Origin of the sequence: Actinoplanes sp. NPDC089786, from assembly GCF_040684855.1 — a bacterium.
Lineage (GTDB): Bacteria > Actinomycetota > Actinomycetes > Mycobacteriales > Micromonosporaceae > Actinoplanes.
In genome coordinates, this window is sequence record NZ_JBFBGU010000002.1 from 258,443 (window position 1) to 282,083 (window position 23,641).

General features: G+C 72.2%; 19 protein-coding genes. 13 read left to right on the forward strand and 6 right to left on the reverse strand.

The window, feature by feature from the left end; translation table 11 throughout:
- The first annotated feature begins 139 nt into the window (after window positions 1-139).
- Window positions 140-745 carry a methyltransferase domain-containing protein gene (locus AB0O15_RS12040; RefSeq protein ID WP_364317560.1) on the forward strand — a complete coding sequence of 202 codons (606 nt, stop codon included), beginning with the start codon at window positions 140-142 and terminating at the stop codon, window positions 743-745.
- On the opposite strand, the gene AB0O15_RS12045 is transcribed toward AB0O15_RS12040, so the two are convergent.
- The 4 genes from AB0O15_RS12045 to AB0O15_RS12060 form a co-directional block, all read right to left on the reverse strand.
- Window positions 717-2,978 carry an FdhF/YdeP family oxidoreductase gene (locus AB0O15_RS12045; protein WP_364317561.1) on the reverse strand — a complete coding sequence of 754 codons (2,262 nt, stop codon included), beginning with the start codon at window positions 2,976-2,978 and terminating at the stop codon, window positions 717-719. The genes AB0O15_RS12040 and AB0O15_RS12045 overlap by 29 nt on opposite strands.
- Before the next feature lie 82 nt (window positions 2,979-3,060).
- Complete coding sequence (locus AB0O15_RS12050) at window positions 3,061-3,879, reverse strand: amidohydrolase family protein (RefSeq protein ID WP_364317562.1); 819 nt, start codon at window positions 3,877-3,879, stop codon at window positions 3,061-3,063.
- A gap of 123 nt (window positions 3,880-4,002) precedes the next feature.
- On the reverse strand, window positions 4,003-6,792 hold the full coding sequence (locus AB0O15_RS12055) for an ExeM/NucH family extracellular endonuclease (protein ID WP_364317564.1): 2,790 nt from the start codon (window positions 6,790-6,792) through the stop codon (window positions 4,003-4,005).
- Window positions 6,793-6,906: 114 nt separating this feature from the next.
- Window positions 6,907-7,038, reverse strand: a complete 132-nt coding sequence (locus AB0O15_RS12060; RefSeq protein ID WP_364317565.1) for a hypothetical protein — start codon at window positions 7,036-7,038, stop codon at window positions 6,907-6,909.
- A 91-nt stretch (window positions 7,039-7,129) separates the two neighbouring features.
- Here AB0O15_RS12060 and AB0O15_RS12065 point away from each other — a divergent pair, with 91 nt between their 5' ends.
- From AB0O15_RS12065 to AB0O15_RS12110, 10 genes are all read left to right on the forward strand, one after another.
- The gene (locus AB0O15_RS12065; RefSeq protein WP_364317567.1) at window positions 7,130-7,546 is read left to right on the forward strand and encodes a hypothetical protein; all 417 of its coding nucleotides are present in this window, start codon (window positions 7,130-7,132) and stop codon (window positions 7,544-7,546) included.
- 1 nt (window position 7,547) lies between these two features.
- Complete coding sequence (locus tag AB0O15_RS12070) at window positions 7,548-8,951, forward strand: NAD(P)/FAD-dependent oxidoreductase (RefSeq protein WP_364317568.1); 1,404 nt, start codon at window positions 7,548-7,550, stop codon at window positions 8,949-8,951.
- A 113-nt stretch (window positions 8,952-9,064) separates the two neighbouring features.
- The gene (locus tag AB0O15_RS12075) at window positions 9,065-10,540 is read left to right on the forward strand and encodes a hypothetical protein (protein ID WP_364317570.1); all 1,476 of its coding nucleotides are present in this window, start codon (window positions 9,065-9,067) and stop codon (window positions 10,538-10,540) included.
- A gap of 64 nt (window positions 10,541-10,604) precedes the next feature.
- Complete coding sequence (locus AB0O15_RS12080) at window positions 10,605-10,973, forward strand: hypothetical protein (protein ID WP_364317571.1); 369 nt, start codon at window positions 10,605-10,607, stop codon at window positions 10,971-10,973.
- Window positions 10,973-13,279 (forward strand): DUF4132 domain-containing protein, encoded by a 2,307-nt coding sequence (locus AB0O15_RS12085; protein WP_364317573.1) that lies wholly within the window; start codon window positions 10,973-10,975, stop codon window positions 13,277-13,279. The genes AB0O15_RS12080 and AB0O15_RS12085 overlap by 1 nt, the downstream gene beginning before the upstream one ends.
- A gap of 35 nt (window positions 13,280-13,314) precedes the next feature.
- The gene (locus AB0O15_RS12090; RefSeq protein WP_364317575.1) at window positions 13,315-13,572 is read left to right on the forward strand and encodes a hypothetical protein; all 258 of its coding nucleotides are present in this window, start codon (window positions 13,315-13,317) and stop codon (window positions 13,570-13,572) included.
- A 95-nt stretch (window positions 13,573-13,667) separates the two neighbouring features.
- Complete coding sequence (locus AB0O15_RS12095) at window positions 13,668-14,333, forward strand: YbaB/EbfC family nucleoid-associated protein (RefSeq protein WP_364317576.1); 666 nt, start codon at window positions 13,668-13,670, stop codon at window positions 14,331-14,333.
- 20 nt (window positions 14,334-14,353) lie between these two features.
- Window positions 14,354-14,683 carry a hypothetical protein gene (locus AB0O15_RS12100; protein ID WP_364317578.1) on the forward strand — a complete coding sequence of 110 codons (330 nt, stop codon included), beginning with the start codon at window positions 14,354-14,356 and terminating at the stop codon, window positions 14,681-14,683.
- A gap of 14 nt (window positions 14,684-14,697) precedes the next feature.
- Window positions 14,698-15,483, forward strand: a complete 786-nt coding sequence (locus AB0O15_RS12105; protein ID WP_364317580.1) for a hypothetical protein — start codon at window positions 14,698-14,700, stop codon at window positions 15,481-15,483.
- Window positions 15,484-15,485: 2 nt separating this feature from the next.
- Window positions 15,486-16,610, forward strand: coding sequence for a S8 family serine peptidase (locus tag AB0O15_RS12110; RefSeq protein ID WP_364317582.1), 1,125 nt, complete (start codon window positions 15,486-15,488; stop codon window positions 16,608-16,610).
- A 74-nt stretch (window positions 16,611-16,684) separates the two neighbouring features.
- Here AB0O15_RS12110 and AB0O15_RS12115 read toward each other — a convergent pair whose 3' ends face one another.
- Entirely contained in the window at window positions 16,685-19,048 is a 2,364-nt protein-coding gene (locus tag AB0O15_RS12115) for a glycosyl hydrolase family 65 protein (RefSeq protein ID WP_364317583.1), read from the reverse strand.
- Between the two features lie 45 nt (window positions 19,049-19,093).
- A complete protein-coding gene (locus tag AB0O15_RS12120) occupies window positions 19,094-19,753 on the reverse strand; it encodes a (2Fe-2S)-binding protein (RefSeq protein ID WP_364317585.1) in 660 nt (219 codons plus the stop codon).
- Window positions 19,754-19,870: 117 nt separating this feature from the next.
- On the opposite strand from AB0O15_RS12120, the gene AB0O15_RS12125 reads away from it, so the two are divergent.
- Together AB0O15_RS12125 and AB0O15_RS12130 are read left to right on the forward strand one after the other, a co-directional pair.
- On the forward strand, window positions 19,871-20,851 hold the full coding sequence (locus AB0O15_RS12125) for a methyltransferase dimerization domain-containing protein (RefSeq protein ID WP_364317586.1): 981 nt from the start codon (window positions 19,871-19,873) through the stop codon (window positions 20,849-20,851).
- On the forward strand, window positions 20,848-23,640 hold the full coding sequence (locus tag AB0O15_RS12130; protein ID WP_364317587.1) for a BTAD domain-containing putative transcriptional regulator: 2,793 nt from the start codon (window positions 20,848-20,850) through the stop codon (window positions 23,638-23,640). The genes AB0O15_RS12125 and AB0O15_RS12130 overlap by 4 nt, the downstream gene beginning before the upstream one ends.
- Window position 23,641: the final 1 nt, after the last annotated feature.

Here is a 23,641-nt window from a genome sequence, read left to right on the forward strand (position 1 = left end):
GGCCGGGCGCAGACCGCACGCCAGCATGTCGACCACAGCATTGGGAGCTACTCCCCTTCGCGTGACCAACCTATCGGCCGGTTTGCCGACCCGGCAAAGAACCTGGCCTGTGATCTCGGCGTCAGTAAGCCTAGGGATCATGGACGCCGAGTACTGGGACGAGCGATATCAGAGCCGGCAGCGGCTGTTCAGCGGTAACCCGAACGGCGTACTCGTCGACGAGGTGAGCGGGCTGACACCCGGGCGGGCGCTGGACATCGGGTGTGGCGAGGGTGGTGACGCGCTGTGGCTGGCGAGGCGTGGGTGGCGGGTGACCGCGGTCGACATCTCGCGGATCGCGCTCGACCGGGCCGCGGCCGCGGGCGCCGATGTCGCCGGGCGGGTCGACTGGATCCTGGGCGACCTGACCAGCGGGCCGCCGCCGGCCGGCCCCTTCGACCTGGTGTCGGCCCAGTACTTCCCGCTGCCGCGCCGCGAGGGTCACGCCGGCCTGCGGGGCCTGCTGGACGCCGTGGCGCCGGGCGGAACCCTGCTGTTCGTCGGCCATGACCTGGCCGGCCTGCCCGCGGACATGGACCCCGACCCGCGGAGCTTCTACCAGCCGTCCGAGGTCGCGTCCCTCCTCGACGACTCGTGGAGCGTCGAGGTCGGCGAGACCCGCCCTCGCCCGCCCGGCGGCCACCACACCCACGACACCGTTCTGCGGGCGCGGCTGACTACGAGGCGCGCTCCAGGCGGACGATGACCGACTTCGAGGTCGGGGTGCCGCTCTCGACCGCCTGGGAATCGAGCGGCACCAGCGGGTTCGTCTCGGGGTAGTAGGCGGCCACGCAGCCCTTGGGCGTCGAGTATTCGACCAGCCGGAACCGGGCCGCGCGACGGGCGACGCCGTCGGTGAAGACCGAGACGATGTCGACGTGGTCGCCGTCGGCGAAGCCCAGCTCGGAGAGGTCTTCGGCGCTGATGAAGAGCACGCGACGGCCCGCCTTGATGCCGCGGTAGCGGTCGTCCAGCCCGTACACCGTGGTGTTGAACTGGTCGTGGCTGCGCAGGGTCTGCAGGATGAGGTGGCCGGGCGGGACCTGGAGCACCTCGATCGGGCTGACCGTGAAGACGGCCTTGCCCTCGGGGGTCGGGAACGTGCGCGAGTCGCGCGGCGGGTGGGGCATGGTGAAGCCGCCATTGCTGATCCGTTCGGTGTATCCGGCGCAGCCGGGCACGACCCCGCCGATGCGGTCACGGATCCGGTCGTAGTCGGTGGTGAACCCGGCCCAGTCGATGCCGTGCCGGTCGCCGAGCGTGGCCGCCGCGATGCCGCAGATGATGTCGATCTCGGAGCGCAGCAGCGGCCCGGCCGGCTTCGAGCGGCCGCGGGAGGCGTGCACCTCGGACATCGAGTCTTCCACGGTGATCCGCTGGACCCGGCCACCGGTCAGGTCCTGCTCGGTGCGGCCCAGGGTGGGCAGGATCAGCGCGGTACGCCCGGCCTCGAGGTGGCTGCGGTTGAGCTTGGTCGAGATCTGCACGGTCAGCTCGGCGCCACGCATCGCCTCCGCCACCACCGAGGTGTCGGACATGGCGGCCACGAAGTTGCCGCCCAGCGCCACGAACACGTTCGCCTTGCGGTCGCGGAAGGCGCGCACCGCGTCGGCGGCGTCGTAGCCGGGGTGGCGGGGCGGCTCGAAGCCGAACTCGGTGCCCAGCGCGTCGAGGAAGAACTGTGGCGGCTTCTCCCAGATGCCCATCGACCGGTCGCCCTGGACGTTGGAGTGGCCGCGGACCGGGCAGAGGCCGGCGCCGGGCCGGCCGATCATGCCCTGGGCCAGGGCGACGTTGACGAACTCCTTGATCGTGGCGACCGAGTTGTGGTGCTGGGTGATGCCCATGGCCCAGCAGTGCACGATCCGCTTCGCGCCGGCCAGCATCGCCGCCGCGGCCTCGATCTCGGCCCAGGTGAGGCCGGTCGCGGCGAGGATGGCGTCGCGGTCGATGTCGCGTACGTGCTCGGCCCAGGCCTCGAAGCCGGTGGTGCTCGACGCGATGAACTCGTGGTCGAGCGCGTCGGCCTTCAGGAGCAGGTGGCCGATCGCCTGCCACAGCGCGAGGTCGCCGTTGGAGCGGATCTGCAGCAGCTGGTCGGCCAGGGCGGTGCCGCGGCCGGCCAGCCCGCTCGCCTTCTGCGGGTTGTCGAAGCGCAGCAGCCCGGCCTCGGGCAGCGGGTTGATGGCCAGGATCTTCGCGCCGTCCCGCTTGGCGATCTCGAGCGCGGTGAGCATGCGGGGGTGGTTGGTGCCCGGGTTCTGGCCGGAGACCACGATCAGGTCGGCCCGGTGCAGGTCGTCGAGGGAGACCGAGCCCTTGCCGATGCCGATCGTGCGGGCCAGGGCCGCGCTGGTGGACTCGTGGCACATGTTGGAGCAGTCCGGGAGGTTGTTCGTCCCGTACGCCCGGGCCAGCAGCTGGTAGAGGAAGGCGGCCTCGTTGCTCGCCCGGCCCGAGGTGTAGAAGACCGCCGCGTCGGGGCCGGCCAGGGCGTTCAGGTGCTCGCCGATCAGGGCGAACGCGTCCTTCCAGGAGATCGGCTCGTAATGGGTGCCGCCGTCGCGGCGCACCATCGGGTGGATCAGCCGGCCCTGCTTCTCGAGCCAGTGGTCGGTCTGCCCGGCCAGCTCGGCGATCGGGTGGTCGGCGAAGAACAGCGGGCCGACCGTGTCGCGCTGACCCTCCCACGAGACGGCCTTGGCGCCGTTCTCACAGAACTCGGCGGTGTGCCGATGGCCCTTCGGATCGGGCCAGGCGCAGCTCATGCAGTCGAAGCCGTCGACCTGGTTGAGGTGGAGCAGGTTGCGGGCGGTCTTGACCACGCCCATCTGCTTGACCGCCTTGCCCATGCTGACCTGGACCGCCTTGAGCCCCGCGGCGTGGTCGGCGGGCGGTCCGACGGTCAGGCGGGAGTCTTCATCGGGCGTGGTCGACATCGGCGCTCCAGACATTGATCAACGCTGTACTGCCCCACGGTGCCCGGAGGAAACACCGATCGGCCAGCGCCTGTCTGTGATGTCACAGGTGGTAGACCCGAGTGGCGGTCCGGCCGAAAATGTCCGGGTCGGTCCCGCCGACCAGGTCGACCGTCGTGGTGTAGACCTGCTCGTAGGTGGCCGCCACCTCGAGGACCGGCCAGTCCGAGCCGAACATCAGCCGCTCCGGCCCGAACAGGTCGAGCGCGGCGGTCACGAAGGGCGCCAGGTCGGCCGGCGTCCACGTCTCCCAGTTCGCCTCGGAGACCAGGCCGGACAGCTTGGCCACCACGTTGGGCCGGGCCGCCACCGGGGCGATCAGGTCACGCCACTCCCCCAGCGCGCCGGCCGCGATCCCCGGCTTGCCCAGGTGGTCGAGCACGAAGGTGGCGCCGGGCAGCGCGGCCGCCGCCCGGGCCACCGACGGGAGCTGCGTCGCGCGGACCACCAGCTCGTTGACCAGCCCCGCCTCGGCCACCGCGGCCAGCCCGGCGCGGACCGGCGCCCGGTCGAGGAAGTCGTCCGGCTGGGCCTGGACCTGGTCGCGGATGCCGGCCAGCAGCTCGCCGCCGGGACCGGCGCGATGCGCGGCGATCGTGCCGGCCAGCGCGGGATCGGCGATCGAGGCCCACCCGACCACGGCCGCGATCTCGGGCGTCGCCGCGGCGGTCCGCAGGAACAGGTCGGTCTCGGCCGACGTGCAGCTGCCGGCCTCGACCAGCACCGTGCGTTCGACGCCGGTCGTGGCGATCGCGGCCCGCAGGTCGGCCACCGTGTAGTCGCGCCGGATCCGGGACAGCGAAGGATCCTGGAGCCACTCGTACGCAGCGGTCCACAGGTGTTGGTGGGTGTCGATGATCATGGTGCCGTCCCCGCGTCGATCAGCCGGATGACCTTGCTCATCGGAGCCTAGTTCGCCGGGGCCGGCCGTCGGGCCCATCCGCCCCCGCCCGGCTGGAGCGGACGGGGGCGGCCGGGCAGCGGCCTAGCTGAGCTTCTTCCAGGGGCCCCACGGTGAGCCGGGCGCCTGGTTGCGCGTCCACCACTGGGCCTGGAACCGGTGGCCCTGGTAGGTGACGATGTCGCCGGTGGTGAAGACGCGCGACGGGGTCCACAGGATCGAGCCGTCGGCGGCCGTGGCGATCTGCTCCCACGGGCCGTACGGGTCGCCCGGCGGCTGGGCCAGCGTCCACCACAGCGCCCGCCAGACCTGGCCCTGGTAGGCCACCGTGTCACCGCTGTCGTAGATCTTCTTGGCCGACCACTCCGGCAGCGCCGGCAGGGTCAGGCCGACGATCTCCGGGTTGTGGTCCGACGCGGCGAACGGGTCGTCCGGGTTGAACAGCAGCGTGACGTTGTAGTTGTAGCGGCTGTAGTTGTACGCCACCGACTCCTGGGCGTTGATCGGCCAGATGTCGGCGCCGGTGACCATCTTCAGCGCCGCCGGGTTGGCCAGGACGTGGTCGAGCGAGCCGGCCTTCCCGTCGAACGAGTAGGTGTGCTCGGACGGGCTGAACCGGCTCCCGAGGTCGGTGTAGCCGAACCCGTAGAGCTCCTGCATCGGGTCCTCGTGGGTGTACGCGTTCAGGTCACCCAGCAGGAAGATCCGGTCGGTGCCGAGGGCGGCCGCCCGCTGGGTGGCGAAGGCATGCGTCTCCCGCGCCTCACGGACCCGGGTCGCGTTGAACGAGCCCTGGTCGTACGCGGGCCGGGTGTCCTGCTCGTCGCCCGGGTAGAGCGCCGCGCCGGCGCCCTTCGACTTCCAGTGGTTGGCCACGACCAGGAACGCGTCGGCCTCGGTGGCGCCCTTCTTCTTGAAGCCCTGCGCCAGCGGCTCGCGGGCGATCGAGAACGGCTCGCCGGGGTCGGACGCGGTGGTCAGCACGCTCGGCGGGCCGACCAGCGAGACGTCGGCCGGCTTGTAGATGAAGGCGGTGCGGATGACGTCCTGCTGGGCCAGCGGCGGCAGGCCGTCGGCGGCCGGGGACGGCGCGTACGCCCAGGTGCCCGCGCCCGCCTTGGCGTTGAGCGCGTCGACCAGCCCGGCCAGGGCGGTGTCCCGCGCCTCGCCGAACCACACCGAGTTCTCGACCTCCTCCAACGAGACGATCGAGGCGCCGAGCCGGTTGATGCCGGTGACGATCTTGCCCTGCTGCCGCTGGAAGCTCTCCTCGGTGGCGGCGCCGCGCGGTCCCGAGCCGGTGCACTCGTCCACCCCGATCGGGGTGCCGGCCCGGTCATTGAAGTACTTGCAGGTGCCGAGGCCCTTGGCGACGTACTCCTGGCCGGTGGTCGGGAAGTAGTTCTCCACGTTGAACGTGGCCAGCTTGGCCCCCTTGAGCGTGGCCGGCTGCTGGTTGGCGGCCCGGGTGTCGGTGAACGTCGCGACCGCCGCGCCGTCGTCGGTGACCTGCTGCCGGGGCTGCAGGTTCCAGCCCCCGTTGCGGAAGTCGAGGATCAACGGCTGATGGAAGGACACCTTCGCTCCGGTACGCACGGAGCGCGCGGCCGTCAGCCAGGGCAGCGGCTTGCCGCTGTTGGCGGCCGAGCTGTAGTTCAGGCTCGACCCGTCGTCCAGGACGATCGCGCGGGCGGCGTTGTCGGCCGCGGCGGCCTGCGCCTCGGCACTGCCGGCCCGGCCCACGTCGGTCGGCTGGCGCAGCGGCTCGTCGCCCGCGGCCAGGGTGAACACGCCGAACCAGTTGGCGTCGAAGGTGTCGCTGACCGTGAAGTCGCCCCCCGGCGCGATCAGCTCGCCCTCGTGCGCCTCCTTCTCGGCCGCGGTGTCCAGCTCGGACCACGGCAGCGCGGCCGGTGTGACCGCCGGGAGCGGCGTGGCCAGCCGGGTGACGGTCGGGGCGCTGAGCTCGGTCAGGCCCTGGAACTCGGTGACCTTGGCCGCGACCCGGACGCTGTCGCCGACGGCCACCTGTGCGGCCGAGATCGAGCCGAAGACGAAGACCGCGTCGGAGGCGCCCGGTGTGGTGTCCGGACCGCCGGTCTGCAGGGAGAAACCATTGAAACCGCCGACCGGGTACGCCGCGGTGACGACGCCCTCGGTGATCACGTTCTGCCCGTTGAGCGGGGACGTGTCGGTGTCCGTGCCCTGGATCTCGGCGATCGTCCTCGCCGTGGGCTCGGGATCCGGGTCGGGCGGGACCGAGCCGGCGTTCTGTGGCGCCGGGGTGGCCACCGGGAAGTCGGCGGCGTTGTTGTCGGTGTCGGCGCCGGCGGCGGAGCGCTGGTAGCTCAGGATCACCGAGTTGCCGCTCGCGGCCGTGCCTTCCGGCGAGTTGCTCGTACCCCAGCCGATCTTGTCGATGACCGACGCGTCGGTCGGCAGCACGCCGGACGGGCCGTCGACGATGTAGAGGGTGCCACCGCCCGCGCCCGGGTTGACCGACGTGCCGGTGGTGAGGTCCGCGGTGGGCAGCGGGGCGCCGTTGGCGCCGTTGCTGGGCAGCTGGACCAGGAAGTGGCCGCGGGCCGGAACCGTGCCGGACAGCGCGAAGACCTGCGACCCGCTCGGCACGACCGTGCTGGTGGGGGCGCGGTACTGCAGTGAGTCGCCGCCCAACGGGATCGGGTTCGTGGTGGGGTTGTAGAACTCGACGAACTTGTTGGTGAAGGTCGCGCCGGCCGAACCGCCGTTGACGTACGCCTCACTGATGACAAGGCCGGTGCCGCCCGGGTTCGCGGCGGCCGGGGTGGCGGACAGCAGACCGGCGGCACCGGCGAGAGACAGCGACAAGGCCGCGGCGGCTAATCGGGACACGAACCCTCCAGGGGTGGGAGCGAGCAGCTCAGGGCACGATAGGGCGTCCAGCGTGGATCCACGGCGGACGCGAGCTGAACGCTATCTGAAGGCGCCTCGCGTGGCTGTCGTCCTTCAGCCATCCGTCCTGGACGATGCGCCGATGGCATGCGACCGCAGAATGCCCTCGACGGCGGCGAGGAAGGTCTCGCCGACCTCCGCCTTGTCCGAGATGCAACCAGCGGTCATCGCGCCGTCCCGCAGCATGACGAACTGCCGCGCGGTGGGCTCGTCGCCGAACAGACCCGTGAGGACCCCAGGAACCAGTCACGATGCCGGACGACGATCTGGTGCACGGATGGGCGGGGTCGGGGTACTCGGCCACCGCGTTGAGGAACGCGCAGCCGCGGAACCCCGGCCCGCTGATCTGACCGACGATGGAGGTGGCGATCGCCCGGACCGCGTCGACGGCGGGCAGATCGCCGGTCGGCCCGTCGACGTGCCCGCGGATCTGCTGGTCTGGGGCGTCTGGGCGGTCGTGGCCGGCGTGATCCAGCTCGCCGTCGGGCTGAGCCGCCGCAGGCTCGGCGGCCAATGGGCGATGATCGTGAGTGGCGCGGGTTCGGTCCTCGCCGGTTCGGGCTTCGCCATCATGTCCGGGCAGAACGGGGCCGGCCTCACCAACCTCGCCGGGTACGCCGTGGTCGGCGGGGTGTTCTTCCTCATCTCCGCCCTGCGTCTCGGCCGGGCGGCCCGCACCGCGAAGGCAGTCTGACATGACAGAGAGCAACACCTATGACGTCGTGGTCATCGGCGCCGGCCCGGTCGGCGAGAACGTCGCCGACCGGGCGGTCAAGGGCGGCCTCACCGCCGTCATCGTCGAGAAGGAGCTGGTCGGCGGCGAATGCTCGTACTGGGCCTGCATGCCGACCAAGGCACTGCTGCGCAGCAACTCGGCTCTGCGCGCGGCCCGGGCGGTGGGCGGCGCGCGCGAGGCGGTGACCGGCCGGCTCGACGTGGCGGCCGTGCTGCGCCGGCGGGACGGGTTCGCGTCCGACTGGAAGGACGACGGGCAGGTCGAGTGGCTCGGCAGCGCCGGCATCGACCTGGTCCGCGGGCACGGGCGGCTCGCCGGGCCACGCCGGGTCGACGTCGGCGGCACCGTGCTCACCGCCCGGCACGCCGTGGTCGTCGCGACCGGCAGCGACGCGCTGCTGCCGGACATCCCGGGGCTGGCCGGCAGCGATCCGTGGACCAGCCGGGACGCCGCGTCGGCCAAGGAGGTGCCGGAGCGGCTGGCGATCATCGGCGGCGGGGTGGTCGCGACCGAGATGGCCACCGCGTACGCCTCGCTCGGGGCGCGGGTCACGCTGCTGGCCCGGAGCGGGCTGCTGGCCGGGAACGAACCCTTCGCCGGCGAGCTGGTGGCCAAGGCCCTGACCGAGGCCGGCGCCGACGTGCGGACGGGCACGAGCGCCACCGAGGTGCGCCGCGACGACGACGGTGTCGTGCACCTGACGCTGCCGGGCGGCGAGGAGATCCTGGCCGACGAGGTTCTGGTGGCGGTCGGGCGTACGCCTCGCACCGATGATCTTGGTCTGGAGACCGTGGGGCTGAAGCCGGGTGCGTGGCTGGAGGCCGACGACACGATGCTGGTCCACGAGGACTGGCTGTACGCGGCGGGCGACGTCAACCACCGGGCGCTGCTCACCCACCAGGGCAAGTACCAGGCGCGGGCGTGCGGGGACGTGATCGCGGCCCGGGCCGGCGGCAAGCCCGTCGACGACCAGCCGTGGGGCAAGCATGTCGCGACCGCCGACCATCAGGCCGTACCCCAGGTGACCTTCACCGAGCCGGAGGTCGCCTCGGTCGGCCTGACCGCCGCGGCCGCCGAGAAGGCCGGCTACCGCACCCGCGTGGTCGACTACGAGATCGGCAACGTGGCCGGCGCGAGCCTGTACGCGGACGGCTACCTGGGCAAGGCGCGGATGGTGGTCGACGAGGAGCGCAAGGTGCTGCTCGGGGTGACCTTCGTCGGGCCGGACGTCGCCGAGCTGCTGCACTCGGCCACGATCGCCGTGGTCGGCGAGGTCCCGCTGGACCGCTTGTGGCACGCGGTTCCCTCCTACCCCACCGTCAGCGAGGTCTGGCTGCGCCTGCTCGAAACATACGGGAGGTAGGTGTTTTGTAACTCGCTGCGGGATCTCGGTCCGGCTGCCGATCTTTCCAGCAGACGGACCTGGATCGCGAGCCGACCAGGCATCCATTTATCCCGATCTGCGACACTTGACCAGTGGAACGCAGTGTGTCCGCTCCTCGCCTCACCGTCCGTCCTCGACCGGGCTTCTGGACCCACCGCCTGCGAATCTGGTTCGCGGTGGCCGCCTCGGTCGGCACCCTCGGGCTCGTCGTGCTCCTCGTCACCGGCAACGCGCTGCTCCCGTTCCGCGAGCCGGTCCTGTTGCGCGGCAAGAGCGGCTCCGCGGGCGACCTCTTCCTCGACCCGACGATGCAGCAGATCCTGCTGAAGCGGCACTTCCGGGTGGAGGTCACCCAGACCGGTTCCGGCGAAACCGCGACCGGCTCGTTCGACGGGTACAACTTTCTGTTCCCGTCCGGCCGACCCACGGCGTCCACCATCAGGAGCCGGCTCGCCGAGCGGAACATCTCGCCGAAGGTCACCCATCCGTTCGCCAGCCCGCTGGTGCTCGCGTCTTTCCGGCAGTACGCCGAGACCCTGGTCGCGGCCGGTGTCGCCCGGCCACAGGCCAACCGGCTCGGCGGCCCGCCGATGTATTACACCCTCGACACCGCGAAGTTCCTGGGCCTGACGGAGGCCGGGACGACCTGGGACGGCCTCGACCTCGGAAGCCAGAAGGACGCGGACGGAGGGACCGTCACCAACGGGAACCGGGTGCTCGCCCACACCGCGAACATGTGCTTCGCCAACTCGGGTCAGACGTATCTCGCCCTGGCCGCATGGGTGATCGGCGGCCGCAACGCGCCGCACAGGGAACAGGACGCGCTCCGGATCGCCGCCCGGATCAAGCCGATGCTCACCCTCGAAGGGCTGCAAGACGCCGACCTGTTCAACTCCTACCGATCGCCGGAAGGCAAGGGCAAGGCGCCGATCGTGGTGGTCTACGAACACCAGTACTTCGCCTACCAGTTGGACATCGTGCGGGACCGGGCCGTGCCGGACACTGACCGGGTCCCGCTCTATCCGGCCCAGCAGATGCTCGCCGACCCGGAGTTCATCCCGACCAACGCGAAGCTGGCCGCCGACCTGTACGGCTTCGTCGCGGAGGCGGAACGGGGCGTGAACCAGCAGGTCGCCACCAAGTACGTGGACAACGCCGACCCGGTCGCCGTCATCAAGATCGTGATGGACGTGCTGGAGGACAAGGGCGACGTCATCTACGTCGACCTGCTGGACGGCGTCGTCGAACCGGACCGCACCCTGCGCGAGCGGGTGTCGTCCCGGGGTGGCGGCTCGCTGCCGTTCGCCGAGCTCGCCCGGCCCGGCGCCTACGTCTCGGTCTGGGGCAGCTTCGACCTGTTCGAGCGGACCGGCGAGCACGTGCTCTTCGCGGCCTCCCCACCCGGGGGCGACAAGGCGGCGCGGGTTGTTTTCCGCTGCCCGATCGGCGAGATCAGCACCGAGGACATGCTCGCCGGCCCCTTCATGGCCCGGTGCCTGGGCCGCGTCCGGTCCTGGGACTCCACGGACCGGGAGCTGTCGATCCGCCCGGTCGCCGTCTTCAACTGACCGAGGCGGAATCTGTCGTACCCGTCCGGCATGATCCCGCCGTACACGGAGGACGGGGGTTTTCATGGCCGAGGTGATCGTGCGCGACGAGACGATGGCGGGCCGGGCCATCGACGAGTGGGTGCTGCCAGATCTGCCCGACCAGATCACCGCGCGCGAGCTGGTGCGTCTGCGGGTGCGCGAAGAGGTGGCGCGGTTCAACGCCACGCCGGCGGGGCACGACACGTTCCGGGGGCTGGTCCGACCGGCCGATCCCCGGCGGCCCAAGGTCGACTGGGAGAAGCAGGCCGACGCCGCGTGTGCCGGCTTCGGGCACAACGCGTTCGTGATGATCGCGGGCGACCGGCAGGTGGACGATCTCGACGAGGTCATCGACCTGGGCCGGGCCCACGCGGTGGCCTTCATCCGGCTGATGCCGCTGGTCGGTGGCTGATGGCCGAGGTCTTCCGCGAGTTCATCGGCAGCGGCGATCCCCGTCTGCTGGCGGCGCTGTCCCCGGCCGAGCGTCGCGACGCCGTTCTGCACGCACACGCCTACCTCACCGCCGAGGACAGCACGGCGCGGGCCTGGCTGTCGCCCGCGATGGCCGCGCTCCAGGAGATGCCGACGCACTACTCCCGCAATGACCTCGAGTGGGCGCTCCAGGTCCTGCTCGACGACCTGCCGAGCCACACCGAGACGCCGTTCTGGGTGCCCGTGCTGATCGCCCTCTCGCTGGACCCGGCCGACCTGTCCGGCCTCGGCGACCGGCTGTCCGCGGCCCTGGCCGCGCTGCACACCGGCTGGGAGTTCTCGACCGAGGGGATGCGCCTGCTCACGCCCCTCTACGGCCGGGCCATCGCCCGCGTGAGTGGCATCCCGGGTGACCTGCTGATGGCCGTCGGCCAGGCGCGGCGGCCCTCGGCCGAGCTCGAGACGCTCCTCACCGACCCACAGGTCCACGAGGCGTTCTGGTTCGCCGCCGAACTGCCCAAGCTCGCACCGACCAAGGCGTGGCTGCGCGAGGCCGACGCCCGGCTGGCCGCGTCACCCCGGGTCAAGGAGGCCGTCGCGGCGATGCTCGGCGCCTACCGCGCCGGGGCCGGTGAGGTGTGGGACTACATCGACGGGTTGCTTCGCGGGCTGGTCTGGTTCCAGTCGCGGACGCCGGGGGAAGAGAGCACCAAGCTGATCAGCGACCTCGCGGTCGTGGCCGGGTCGCCGCAGCGCCGGGGTGGTGCCCGGGTGGTCGCTCCGAAGGCCGCGACGGCGGCGATCGAGGTGCTGGGCGACCGGCCGGGCGACGCGCCGGTGCGCGCCCTCGCGGTGCTGAGCCTGACCACGCGCAGCCGCACGCTGCTGCCCCGCGTGCAGGCCGCGCTGGAACGCATCGGACGGGCGCGTGGCTGGGCGCCGGGTGAGGCGCTGGAACTGTCGGTCGACGACCACGGGCTCGACGCGTCCGGCCGGCGCACCTGGTCGCTGGGCGACGACGAGGCCGGCGTCGTCGAGATCATCGGCGGCAAGGCGCGGCTGCGGGCCTACCGGGGCGGTGAGGTGCTGCGGGCGGTGCCGCCGGCCTGGAAGGACGCGCTGGCCGAGGCCCGGGCCGCGGTCACCGAGCTCAACAAGGCGCTGGGCGTGGAGCGCCGGCGGGTGGAAGACCTGCTGAGCCAGGAACGGGTCTGGGAGCGGGACACCTGGGTCGCCCGCTACCTCGACCATCCGGTGACGGGCGCCTTCGCGCGGCCGCTGATCTGGCAGGCGTCGGCCGACGGCACGAGCTGGGTCTCCGGCCTGCCCGTGCCGACCGGCGACGGGTGGACCCTGTCCGATCAGGACGCCGCGCCCGGCCCCGGCTGGCGGGTGCGACTCTGGCATCCGGCGCTGGCCGGACCGGCCGAGGTCGCCCGGTGGCGCGACCGGATGGTCGAGGCCGGCCTGCGGCAGCCGATCAAGCAGGCGTTCCGCGAGGTCTATCTGCTGACCCCGGCCGAGTCCGAGACCCGGCTCTACTCCAACCGATTCGCCGCGCACGTCCTGCACTACCGGCAGGCCAACGCGCTGATGCGCGAGCGCGGGTGGGCCGCCAACTATCTCGGCGGCTGGAGCGACGGCTACCACGGCGAGGCGAAGAAAGAGGTCGCGGCCGGCCAGTGGCAGGCCGTGTTCTACCACGACTGGGTCGACGGCAGCACCTGGGAGCAGGCGTTCTGTACCACCGATCAGGTGCGGTTCGAGCGGCGCGACGGGCGGGGCTGGGAAGCGGCGCCGCTGACCGAGGTGCCGCCGCTGGTCCTCAGCGAGGCGATGCGCGACGTCGACCTCTTCGTCGGCCTGACCTCGATCGCGGCCGACGACACCTGGCGTGACCGCGGCGAGGACCGGTTCCAGGCCTACTGGAGCGGCACGGCGTTCGGCGAGCTGACCCCGCGTGCCGAGATCCGCCGCGACGTGCTGGCGCGCCTGCTCCCCCGGCTCACCGTGGGCAAGCACTGCGAGCTGAGCGAACGGTTCCTGCGGGTGCGGGGCAAGCTCGGGGCGTACCGCATCCACCTGGGCTCCGGGAACATCCGGATGGAGCCCGACGACGCCTACCTCTGCATCGTCCCCAACCGCGCCCCGGCCGGCCGGTTCAGCCTGCCGTTCGACGACGACGTGGTGCTGTCGGTGATCCTCTCCAAGGCGATCATGCTGGCCGCCGACGACCGGATCACCGACGAGACGATCGTCAGCCAGATCCGCCGGGGCCGCCCCTGAACCAGGGGCTGGACCGCCGATGCGATATTGGTGCGATGATGCCGCGCCCGCCTCGCGTCTTCGAGGCCGATGACATTCTCTCCGGCCGCGTCGCGCTGGATCAGTACCCCTTCAACCTGATCTACCTGGTGATCGCGTTCTCATCGTTCTACGCCGACGTGAAGATCCACCCGAGCGACCTGCCCCGGGTCGACGTCCTGCTCTCGGCGGCCGAGATGCTCGAGGACCAGGGCTGGGAGATCGTCGCCGTCGACGCCGGCGGCAAGCTGGTCTGCCTGCGCCGCAAGCGCTGACCCGGCCGCGCTGACCCAGCTGACACCGGGGCAGCGCGGTCCGCCGATACGTCGTATTCTCCGTGTCTGTTGGACACGGGGGCGGGTGACAGATCGTGACATATTCGCTGAACGGGTACGGGTCGGCCACACAGGACGACGACGACCCGCTCGTCCGGTTGCGCCGGATCAGCGCCGAGCTCGACGCCGTAAGCCGGGCCGCCCGGGCGGCGAGCCGGCCCGACGCGCACTACGAGGGCAGCGACCCGACCGGCACGATCACGGTCGTGCTCGACGGCCGCCAACAGGTCCGCGACATCCGGATCGACATGCGGTGGGACCAGCGGCTGGCCCGCACCGAGCTGGGCGAGGCGCTGTCCTCGGCCTACTCGCAGGCGATCATCGAGCTCTTCGACGCCGACAGCGCCGCCTACGACGAGGCCGAGGCCGTGGCCCGCGCCGAGCCGGCCCGGGTGGAACCGCCGGCCCGCCGGCCCGCCGCCGACGACGTGGACATGGACGAGCTGCGCTACCGGCTGTCCCGCCAGCTCGAACAGAACGAGATGCTGCTGCGCTACGCCGACGACCCGCGGGCCACGCCCCGGCCGGCGGGCGAGCACGAGGTGGCCGGCCCGGGCGAGTTCGTGCTGATCACCGTGCGGAACGGACGGATCGCCGACATCCGAGTGATGGCCAGCCGGCTTCCGGCCGACAGCACCAACGGCATGATCGCCCGCGAGGCCATGGCCGCGTTCGACGCGGCCGCCGGCCTGATCGGCTGAGCGAGAACAGGGGAGATTTCGTGGCTGGGAACGACGAGGTCAAGATCGTCAGGGATGCCCTGCTCGACGAGGCCGAGAAGTGGCGCAAGCTGTCGCTGGACATGGCCGAGGTGAAGAACGGCATCAGCGACCTCGCGCTGTACGTGACCGCGTTCTTCTGCGGCCCGATCGCCACCGCGCAGATGGCCAAGAACGCCTACGACCCGACCCTGGCGCTGGTGCAGAAGCACGCGACCGAGGCCGAGCAGGAGTTCCTGCAGATCAACGAGGCCCTGAAGCGCGCACACGACGACTACGACGCCGTGGAGGGCAAGAACGCCACGGACCTGTCCAAGATCTACGGCAACTGACGGGAGGGACTCCGATGCCACCGCCCGACGGTTCCGGCCAGGTCAACGAGTCGGAAGCACAGCTCAAGAAGGCAACCCAGCAGGTCGGCGAGCAGAAGGGCAAGGTGCACGACGAGCTCAACCGGCTCATCGACGCGGTCAACGGCGCGATGAACAGCCTGAGCGACTGGTCGTGGATCGGCGGCCTGGGCGGCATGTACGCCGCCCACAAGTACGCCGGCAAGGTGCACGACCTGATGGAGAAGATCAAGAAATCGGTCGAGGAGATCCTCAAGGTCGTCCAGGAGATCCTGGACAAGGGCGTGCCGGTGATCTCCCTGATCAACAAGGCGTTCGCCTGGCTGAACACGGTGCAGGCGCCGGTCGGCGCGATGTCCGACACCGCGGCCCAGTTCACGTCCAACCTCAACAACTGGGACGGCCCGGCCCAGCGCGCGTACGCGCAGCGGGTGCCGATCCAGGTCAAGGCGATCGACGGGCTGGCCGGCGCGGGCGGTGAGCTGGCGACGTGGCTGTCCGACATGGCCGCGACCAACGCCGCGTACATCGTGTCGCTGTTCAAGCCGCTGTTCGACATGGCCGGCGTGATCGCCGCCGCGGTTGTCGACGCGGGGACGATCGCGGGCGCGCTGGAGGCCCTGGGCAAGTGCGGCGAGCTGGTGCAGACGGCGATCAACTCGATCTACGAGGGTCTGGAGAACGGCGTCAACCAGATGACCGCCACGATCAACAAGATGGTCGACGCCAAGAAGGTCCGCGGCGAGCTGGGCGACGGCTGGCCCCAGATGGTCACGCTGTGACGATGCCGCTCCGCCGCGGGTGGGCCGCCCTGGCGGCGGTCGCCACGGTCACGTCCGCGGCGCTCGCGCCCGCCTCACCGGCCCTGGCCGGACCCCGCGACCAGCAGTGGTACCTGGACGCGATGCACGTGCCCGCCGCCCAGCAGGTCGCCCGCGGCGACGGCGTGACGATCGGCCTGATCACCAACGCCATGCCCACCGAGCATCCGGACATCGCCGGCACCGTGCTGCCGGTCAAGCGGCTCAAGGTCGGTGTCAAGGACAGCGTCGTCGACGCGCCCAAGGACTATCCGCTGGCCGACGAGGTGGCGACCGCCCGCATCGGACTGATGGTGGCCAAGGGCGGCGACGGCCTGCTCGGCGTGGCGCCGGGCGCGAAGGTGCAGCCGATCATCTGCTCCGGGCTGGCCGACTCGACCGCGACCTGCCTGCGCTGGCTGGTCGACCAGGGCGCCAAGGTGATCAACCTGTCGCAGGCAATCTTCACCGACTTCGACCCCGACTTCGACGGCTTCCGGTACGCCCTGTCCAAGAACGTCGTGGTGGTCGTGCCCCTGGAGTACGGCAAGGACCTGCCGCAGGAGCTGCGTACCGGCATCCTCCTGGTCGGCGGCACCAACAAGGATCATCAACCGGCCGGGTACGGCCCGCCGGACAGCCGCGTCACCGTGCGCGCCCCCGGCGGCGACGTCGTCTACAGCAAACCGGCCGACCAGATCATCACCATCGACCCGAAATCCACCAGCGGGTACGGCCACCCGATCATCCTCAACGGCGACAGCTCGGCCACCGCCCTGGTCGCCGGCGTGGTCGCCCTGGTCCAGTCCAAGGACCCGGCCGCCACCGCCCCGACGGTGATCGACCGCGTCCTGAAGGGCGCCACCGACCTGGGCGACCCGGGCCGCGACAACGTCTACGGCTACGGCGAGGTCGACGCCGAGAAGGCGGTCACCGCGACCACTCCCCCGGCCGCCGTGAACCCGCTCGGCGACCCGGGCGAGCCGCGGTCGACCTGGCTCAGCTGGTGGCTGATCGCCCTGGTCGGCGTGATCGTCCTGATCCTGGCGGCCGTCCTGCTGGCCATCGTGATGATCCGCACCCGCCGGCGCCGCTCAGTTCCGGCCTGACTTCTTCGCCCCCGGCCCGTGTCCGGCGGCGAGGAAGGCAGCGAAGGCGGTCCGCTTCCCGGCGGTCGTCCCGGTCAGACCTGATGGCCCTTGACCCGGCGGGCCAGCGGCTCGCGGCCGGCCGGCTGGTGGACCGGCTCGACCTCGGGACGGGGCGGGATCGGGTGGGCCGTGGAGCCGTCCTTGGGGACGGTGATCAGCTCGCCGTGATGGCGTAGCTCCAGCTCCTCGCCCTCGACCAGCCGGTAGGTCGCCTCGCGGGGCGTGATCGTCACCTGCAGGCGGCGGCCGCGCCAGCGGAGCCGAAAAGCGATCCTGGTCAGCGCCTCGGGCAGCCGCGGCGCGAGGGCCAGCCCGGTGGACAGGTGGCGCAGCCCGCCGAACCCGCCGACCACCCCGTTCCAGGCTCCGGCCAGCGCGGCGATGTGCAGGCCGTGCTCGGTGTTGCCGGCCAGGTCGCCCAGGTCGAGCAGGGCGGTCTCGCACAGATAGTCGTACGCCAGCTCCAGATGCCCGGTCTCGGCCGCGAGCACCGCCTGCGTGGCGGCCGACAGCGACGAGTCCCGCACCGTGATCCGCTCGTAGTAGGCGAAGTTGCGGGCCTTCTGCTCGGCCGTGAACGCCTCGGGGCAGAGCTGCATCGCCAGCACCAGGTCGGCCTGCTTGACCACCTGCTTGCGGTAGATGTCGAAGTACGGGAAGTGCAGCATCAGCGGGTACTTGTCGGCCGCGGTGCCGGCGAAGTCCCACGGCGCGTGGCTGGTGAAACCCTCGGACTGCGCGTGTACGCCGAGCTTCAGGTCGAACGGGATCACCATCTCGTCGGCCGCGTCCCGCCAGTCGGCCAGCTCCTCCTGGTCGACGCCGAGCTCCTCGGCCTGGCCGGGGTGCCGGTCGGCGGCCGCGACGGCGCCGCGCAGGTTCCGCTGGGCCAGCAGGTTGGTGTAGAGGTTGTTGTCGGCGACCGCGCTGTACTCGTCGGGGCCGGTCACGCCGTCGATGCGGAACGAGCCGCCGGGGCCGTGCTGGCCGACCGACATCCACAGCCGGGCCGTCTCGACCAGCAGTTCCAGCCCGACCTCACGCTCGAAGTCGTCGTCGCCGGTGGCCTGGATGTGCCGGATCACCGCGTCGGCGATGTCGGCGTTGATGTGGAACGCGGCCGTGCCGGCCGGCCAGTAGCCGGAACACTCCTGGCCGCGGACCGTACGCCAGGGGAACGCCGCGCCCTTCAGGCCGAGCTGTTCCGCGCGTTCCCGGGCCAGCGGGAGGATGCTCTGCCGCCAGCGCAGCGCGTCGGCCGCGGCGTCCGGGACGGTGTGGCTGAGCATCGGCAGCACGAAGGTCTCGGTGTCCCAGAACGTGTGCCCGTCGTACCCGGGCCCGCTGAGGCCCTTGGCCGCGATCGCGCGCCGTTCCGCCCGGGCGCCGGCCTGGAGCACCTCGAACAGCGCGAACCGGACCGCCTGCTGGAGCTGCGCGTCGCCGTCGATCTCGACGTCGGCGCTGGCCCAGTAGTCGGCCAGGAACCGGCGCTGCTCGTCGAGCAGGCCCTGGAAGCCGTGGTAACGCGCGACCGAGCGGGCGGCCCGGACCTGGTCGTTCAGGGCGGGCATGGAGCGCTGCGAGGACCAGCCGTACGCCAGGTGCTTGACGATGCGCAGCTGCTGGCCGGGCTGGATGCGGCAGATGATCGTGGTCCGGCCGATGTCCTCGTGGGCCGACGAGTGCACCTGGACGCCGTCCGGCCCGTCGATGTCGTGCGCCATCGTGGCCGCCATCCGCAGCCCGGACTGCTCGACGCGGTGCAGCAGCGTGACACCGGAGTCGTCGAGGAAGTGCCCCTCGGGGCGCAGCGGGTTGGCCAGCGCCGCCTCGACGCGCGGGTCGTCGCCGCCGCCCGGCAGGTCCTCGTTGGCCACCAGCTCGGATTGCACCACGACCAGGATCGGCTGGTCGACCGCGCTGACCGTGTACCGGATCGCGGCGACCGCCCGTTGTGCCAGGGAGACCAGACGTTCGCTGCGTACGCGGACCACCTTGCCGGCCGGCGAGACCCACTCGAACTCCCGGGTCAGCGTGCCGCCCCGGAAGTCGAGCACGCGCTCGTGGTGGCGCAGTTCGCCGTACCGGATGTCCAGCGGCTCGTCGTCGACCATCAGCCGGAAGACCTTGCCGTTGGTGACGTTGAGGATGGCCTGACCGGATTCCGGGTAGCCGTAGCCGCCCTCGGCGTAGGGCAGCGGCCGGTGCTCGAAGAACGAGTTCAGGTACGTGCCGGGCAGGCCGTGCGGCTCACCCTCGTCGAGGTTGCCGCGCAGGCCGATGTGACCGTTCGCCAGCGCGAAGACCGACTCCGCGTGACCCAGGTTGTCGAGGTCGAGGCCGGTTTCCCGGATCGCCCACGGTTCGATACCGAAGTTTCGCTGTTCCAGCACCCACCAAGACTCACCCAACCCGATGAATTCCGCATGGCCGGGGTGTCAACGCCGGTTCAGCACGCAGTCGCCGCAGGTGCCGCCGCCCGGGATGCGGTAGTACAGGCAGCAGTTGTTGCGTACCAAAAACCTCTGGGGCCGGATCAGCTCGGCGTGCCCCTCGAGCGGCGGCGCGGCGAGCTGTTCGTCGAGCAGGGCGTAGGCACGGTCGGCGTGGGCGGGCGCGTGGGTGGCGATCATCTTCGCGGCGCCGCCCAGCGCGGACGCGACGTTGCCCCACAGCACCCGGGTCGACAGCGCGAACCGGAGGCGGTAGACCTCGAGGATCGGCGCGACCAGGTCGGTGGTCAGGGTCGCGGTCACGGCCGGTTCGGCGTACGCGAACGGGATCGGCCCACCCTCGACCGGCCGCCACCAGAGCCGGGCGGTGACCGGGCGACCCGTGAGGGCGGCGGCGGCCAGGGGCGGCGAGAGCAGGCGGGACGCCAGCCCGAGGAAGGTGATCGACGCGGTTTCGCGCTCCCCGATCTGGTCCCGGCCCAGCCCCGACATCCGCATCAACGTCTGCCGGCCGGCCTCGACCCGCCCGGCGACCACGTCCGGGTCGTGCAGATCGTCGAGCGGTCGCCAGGCCGGGTCGCCGTCCCAGCGTTCCCAGCGGAAATAGGGTCCGAGCGCCGCGGCGGCGTCGAGGGCGGCGGACATGCCCCAACCCTACGATGTGGCGCGCCCATCACTGTCCGCAGTCGTCCGGGCGTGCCGTTCGGCAACGATCTGACCCGGCATCTGAACCTGGGGTACCTGCCATGCGTTGGAAACGGCATGACGAGCGAGACCGGCGAGACAGGGCTCGACTCGTTACTGTCCGTAGCGGCGGGCTTCATGGCGGCGCGGACCTTGCTGGCCGCGGTCGAGCTGGGGGTCTTCACCGTGCTCGGGGACGGTGCGCGCAGCGGGGCGCGGATCGCCGCCGAGGCCGGGCTGCACGCGCGGGCCACGCCGGACTTCCTGGACGCGCTGGTGGCGCTGAAGCTGCTGGTCCGGGACGGGGACGCGTACCGGAACAGCGCGGACGCCGACCTCTACCTGGACCGGGGGAAGCCGACCTACGCGGGCGGGGTGCTCGAGCGGATGGGCGGCCACGACTATCCGATGTGGGGGTCGCTGACCGGGGCGCTGCGCAGCGGGGAACCGCAGGTCGCGACGCCGGTCGCGTCGTCGCCGGCCTCGTCGCCGGCCGGGGCGGGCCGCGACTATCAGGACGGCCGGGCGTGGGCGCTCGCCCCGGTCGTCGAGGAGCTGATCGCGCGGGTCGACTGGAGTGGCGTCGAGACGGTGGTCGAGGTGGGCGGGGCCGGGCTGCTGACCGTACGGCTGGCCCAGGCGTACCCGGGGATCAGCGGCGGGGTCGTGCACGCGACGCCGGAGTACGCCGAGAACGTCGAGCGGCTCTTCCTTACCGACCAGTTGGTAACTTACGACGACCTGCCGCCGGCCGACGTGTACGTGCTGAGCGAGGTGCTGGCCCGGCTCGACCCCGCGGCCCGCGACGCGATGCTGGCCCGGGCCCACGCGTCCCTGCCGCCCGGCGGGATGCTGGTCGTGCAGGACCGGATGGTCGACGACGGCCGCCGCCGGAACACCGCGGCGCTGCTCTCCTCGCTCGGCCTGCTGCTGGAGACCCCGGCCGGGCGGCAGAGCACCACGGCCGAGGCCGGGGCCTGGCTGGCCGCGGCCGGCTTCCGGGACGTCGCCACCGAGGAGCTCGGGCACGGCTGGTCGGCGGTGGTGGGACGCCGATGAGCAGCGAACCCACCTTCGCCCTGCTCGGGCCGCTCCGGGCCTGGCGGGACGGCGCCGAGGTCGACCTGGGCGCGCGCCAGCAGCGGCTGATGCTGGCCCTGCTGCTCGCCCACCCGACCGGCCCGGTCGGCGTGCACGACTTCGTCGAGCTGCTCTGGGGTGACGACGCGCCGACCAGCGCCGTGAACAGCGTCCACCGCTACATCGGCGTGCTGCGCCGGGTGCTCGAACCGGACCTGCCGACCCGCTCGGAGGGCCGGTGGCTGGTCCGGTCCCGCTCCGGCTACCGGCTGACCGTGGCGCCGGGCGCCTCCGACCTGCTGGCCTTCCGCGGGCACGCCGCCGACGCCCGGGACGCCGCCCGGCGGGGCGACCACCCGGCCGCCGCCCGGCACTTCGCCGACGCGTTGCGGCTGGTCCACGGGCCGTGCGCGGCCGGCGAGCTGAGCGGCGGACGACGGCCGACGGCGTTCGCCGCGATCGATCACGAGGTGGCCGGCACGGCGCGGGCCGCCGCCGAGGCCGCGCTGCGGGCCGGGCAGGGCGGCGCGATGCTCACCGCGTTGCGGCCGATCGCCGACCTCCATCCCCTCGACGAGGCGCTCCAGGCCCAGCTGATGCTCACCCTGGCCGCGGACGGCCGGCAGAGCGAGGCGTTCGCGCTGTACGAGGAGAAGCGCGAGACCCTGGCCGACGAGCTGGGCGTCGACCCCGGTCCGGAGCTGCAGGCGGCGTACCTCTCGGTGTTGAAGCCGCAGGCCGTGACGACCACGACCGTGCGCCCGGCCCAGCTCCCACCCGACCTGGGCCTGTTCACCGGGCGGGCGCACGAGCTGGACGCCGCCCGCGAGGCGTTGACGGCCGGCGTGCTCGCCATCGACGGGATGCCCGGCGTCGGCAAGACCACGTTCGCCATCCACCTCGCCCACCTGCTCGCCCCGCGCTTCCCGGACGGCCAGCTGCACATCGACCTGAACGGCTTCGACGTGGCCGCCGCCCCGATCGGCACCGGCGAGGCGATCCGCGGGTTCCTCAACGCGCTCGGCGTGCGGGACGACGCGGTGCCGTCCGGGATCGGGCCGCAGACCGGCCTGTTCCGCAGCCTGCTGGCCGGGCGGCGGGTGCTGATCGTGCTGGACAACGCCTACGACGCCGACCAGGTGCGCCCGCTGCTGCCGGGCACCGCGGGCTGTGCCGTCATCGTGACCAGCCGGCGGCGGCTGACCGGGCTGGCCACGACCGGTGGCGCCCGGCTGCTGACGCTGGGCGTGCCGACGGCCGAGGAGGCCGGCGAGTTCCTGGCCCGGCGGCTGGGGGCCGAGCGGGCGGCCGAGGACCGGTCGGCGATGGACGAGATCGTGGCGGCCTGCGCCCGGCTGCCGCTGGCTCTGGCCGTGGTCGCCGCCCGGGCCGCGGCCGAACCGCGCTTCCCGCTGCGGGCGATCGCCGACGAGTTGCGCGACGCCGACACCGACCTGGGCGTGTTCGCCGACGGCGGGGTGGATGTCCGGGCGGCGTTCTCCTGGTCGTACCGGGTGCTCGGCGATCCGGCGGCCGCGTTGTTCCGGCTGCTCGCGATGCACATCGGCCCGGACATCTCGTTGTCCGCGGCGGCCAGCCTGGCCGGGTTGCCCCGGCGCGAGGTCCGGGGGCTGCTCGCCGATCTCACCCAGGCGCATCTGGTCGTCGAGCACCAGCCCCGCCGCTACCGTTTTCACGATCTGGTCCGCGCGTACGCCACGGAGCAGCTCACCGATGACGAACGGGCCGACCGGCAGGCCGCCTTCGCGCGCCTGCTCGCCCACTACCACCATTCGGCGTACCGGATCCATCTCCTGCTCGCCCCGCACCGCGAGCCGATCCCACCGGGCGAGCCCCCACCCGGCGTCGTGCCCGAGGTGGCCGAGGACCGGACCGCGGCGCTGGCCTGGTTCGCGGCCGAGCACGCGGTGCTGAGCGCGGCGGTGCGGCGGGCCACCGACGAGGAGGCGGACACGTCGGCCTGGCAGCTCGCGCTGACCCTGGAGCCGTTCTACCGCAGCCGCGGGCTCTGGCACGACTGGGCCGGCACGATGCGGACGGCCCTGCGCGCGGCGCAGTCCAGCCCGATCCTGACCGGACAGGGTCACGCTCACCGCAGCCTGGCCGCCGCCTACCACCACCTCGGGCACCTGGACCGTGCCCGGGTCCACCTGGAGAACGCCCGGCGCATCTTCACGCTGCTGGAGAATGCCGGCGAGGTCGCCTCGGTGCACTGCGGCCTGGCCTCGATCCTGCGCGACGCCGGCGATTTCAGCCTGGCCGTCGACGAGGAGCGGCAGGCGCTGCGGATGCACGTCCGCACCGGCCACCGCCGCGGCCAGGCCGACGCCCTGCACGGCCTGGCCACCTGCGCCGGCCGGCTGGGGCAGCGGGCCACCGCGGTCCGGCTCTTCGGCGATTCCCTGGCGATCGGCCAGGCCTGCGGCGACCCGGTCATCCAGGCCGACTGCTGGCGGGGCCTGGGCGACCTGTACCACCGGGCGGGCGAGAACGGCCGGGCCGCCGGATGCCTGACCCGGGCCGCCGACCTCTACCGCACCGCCGACAACGACGCCGGCGCCGCGGCCGCGCTGCTCTCGCTGGGCCACGCCCGGCTCGACGAGGGCCGGGCCGAGCAGGCCCGGGACGCCTGGACCGAGAGCCTGCGCATCCACGAGGAGACCCGGTCGGCCACCGCCGCCGAGCTGCGCGAGCGGCTCCGGCGGCTTCCACCGGTCCTCCACGAATTCGGCACTCGTGATGGTTAGC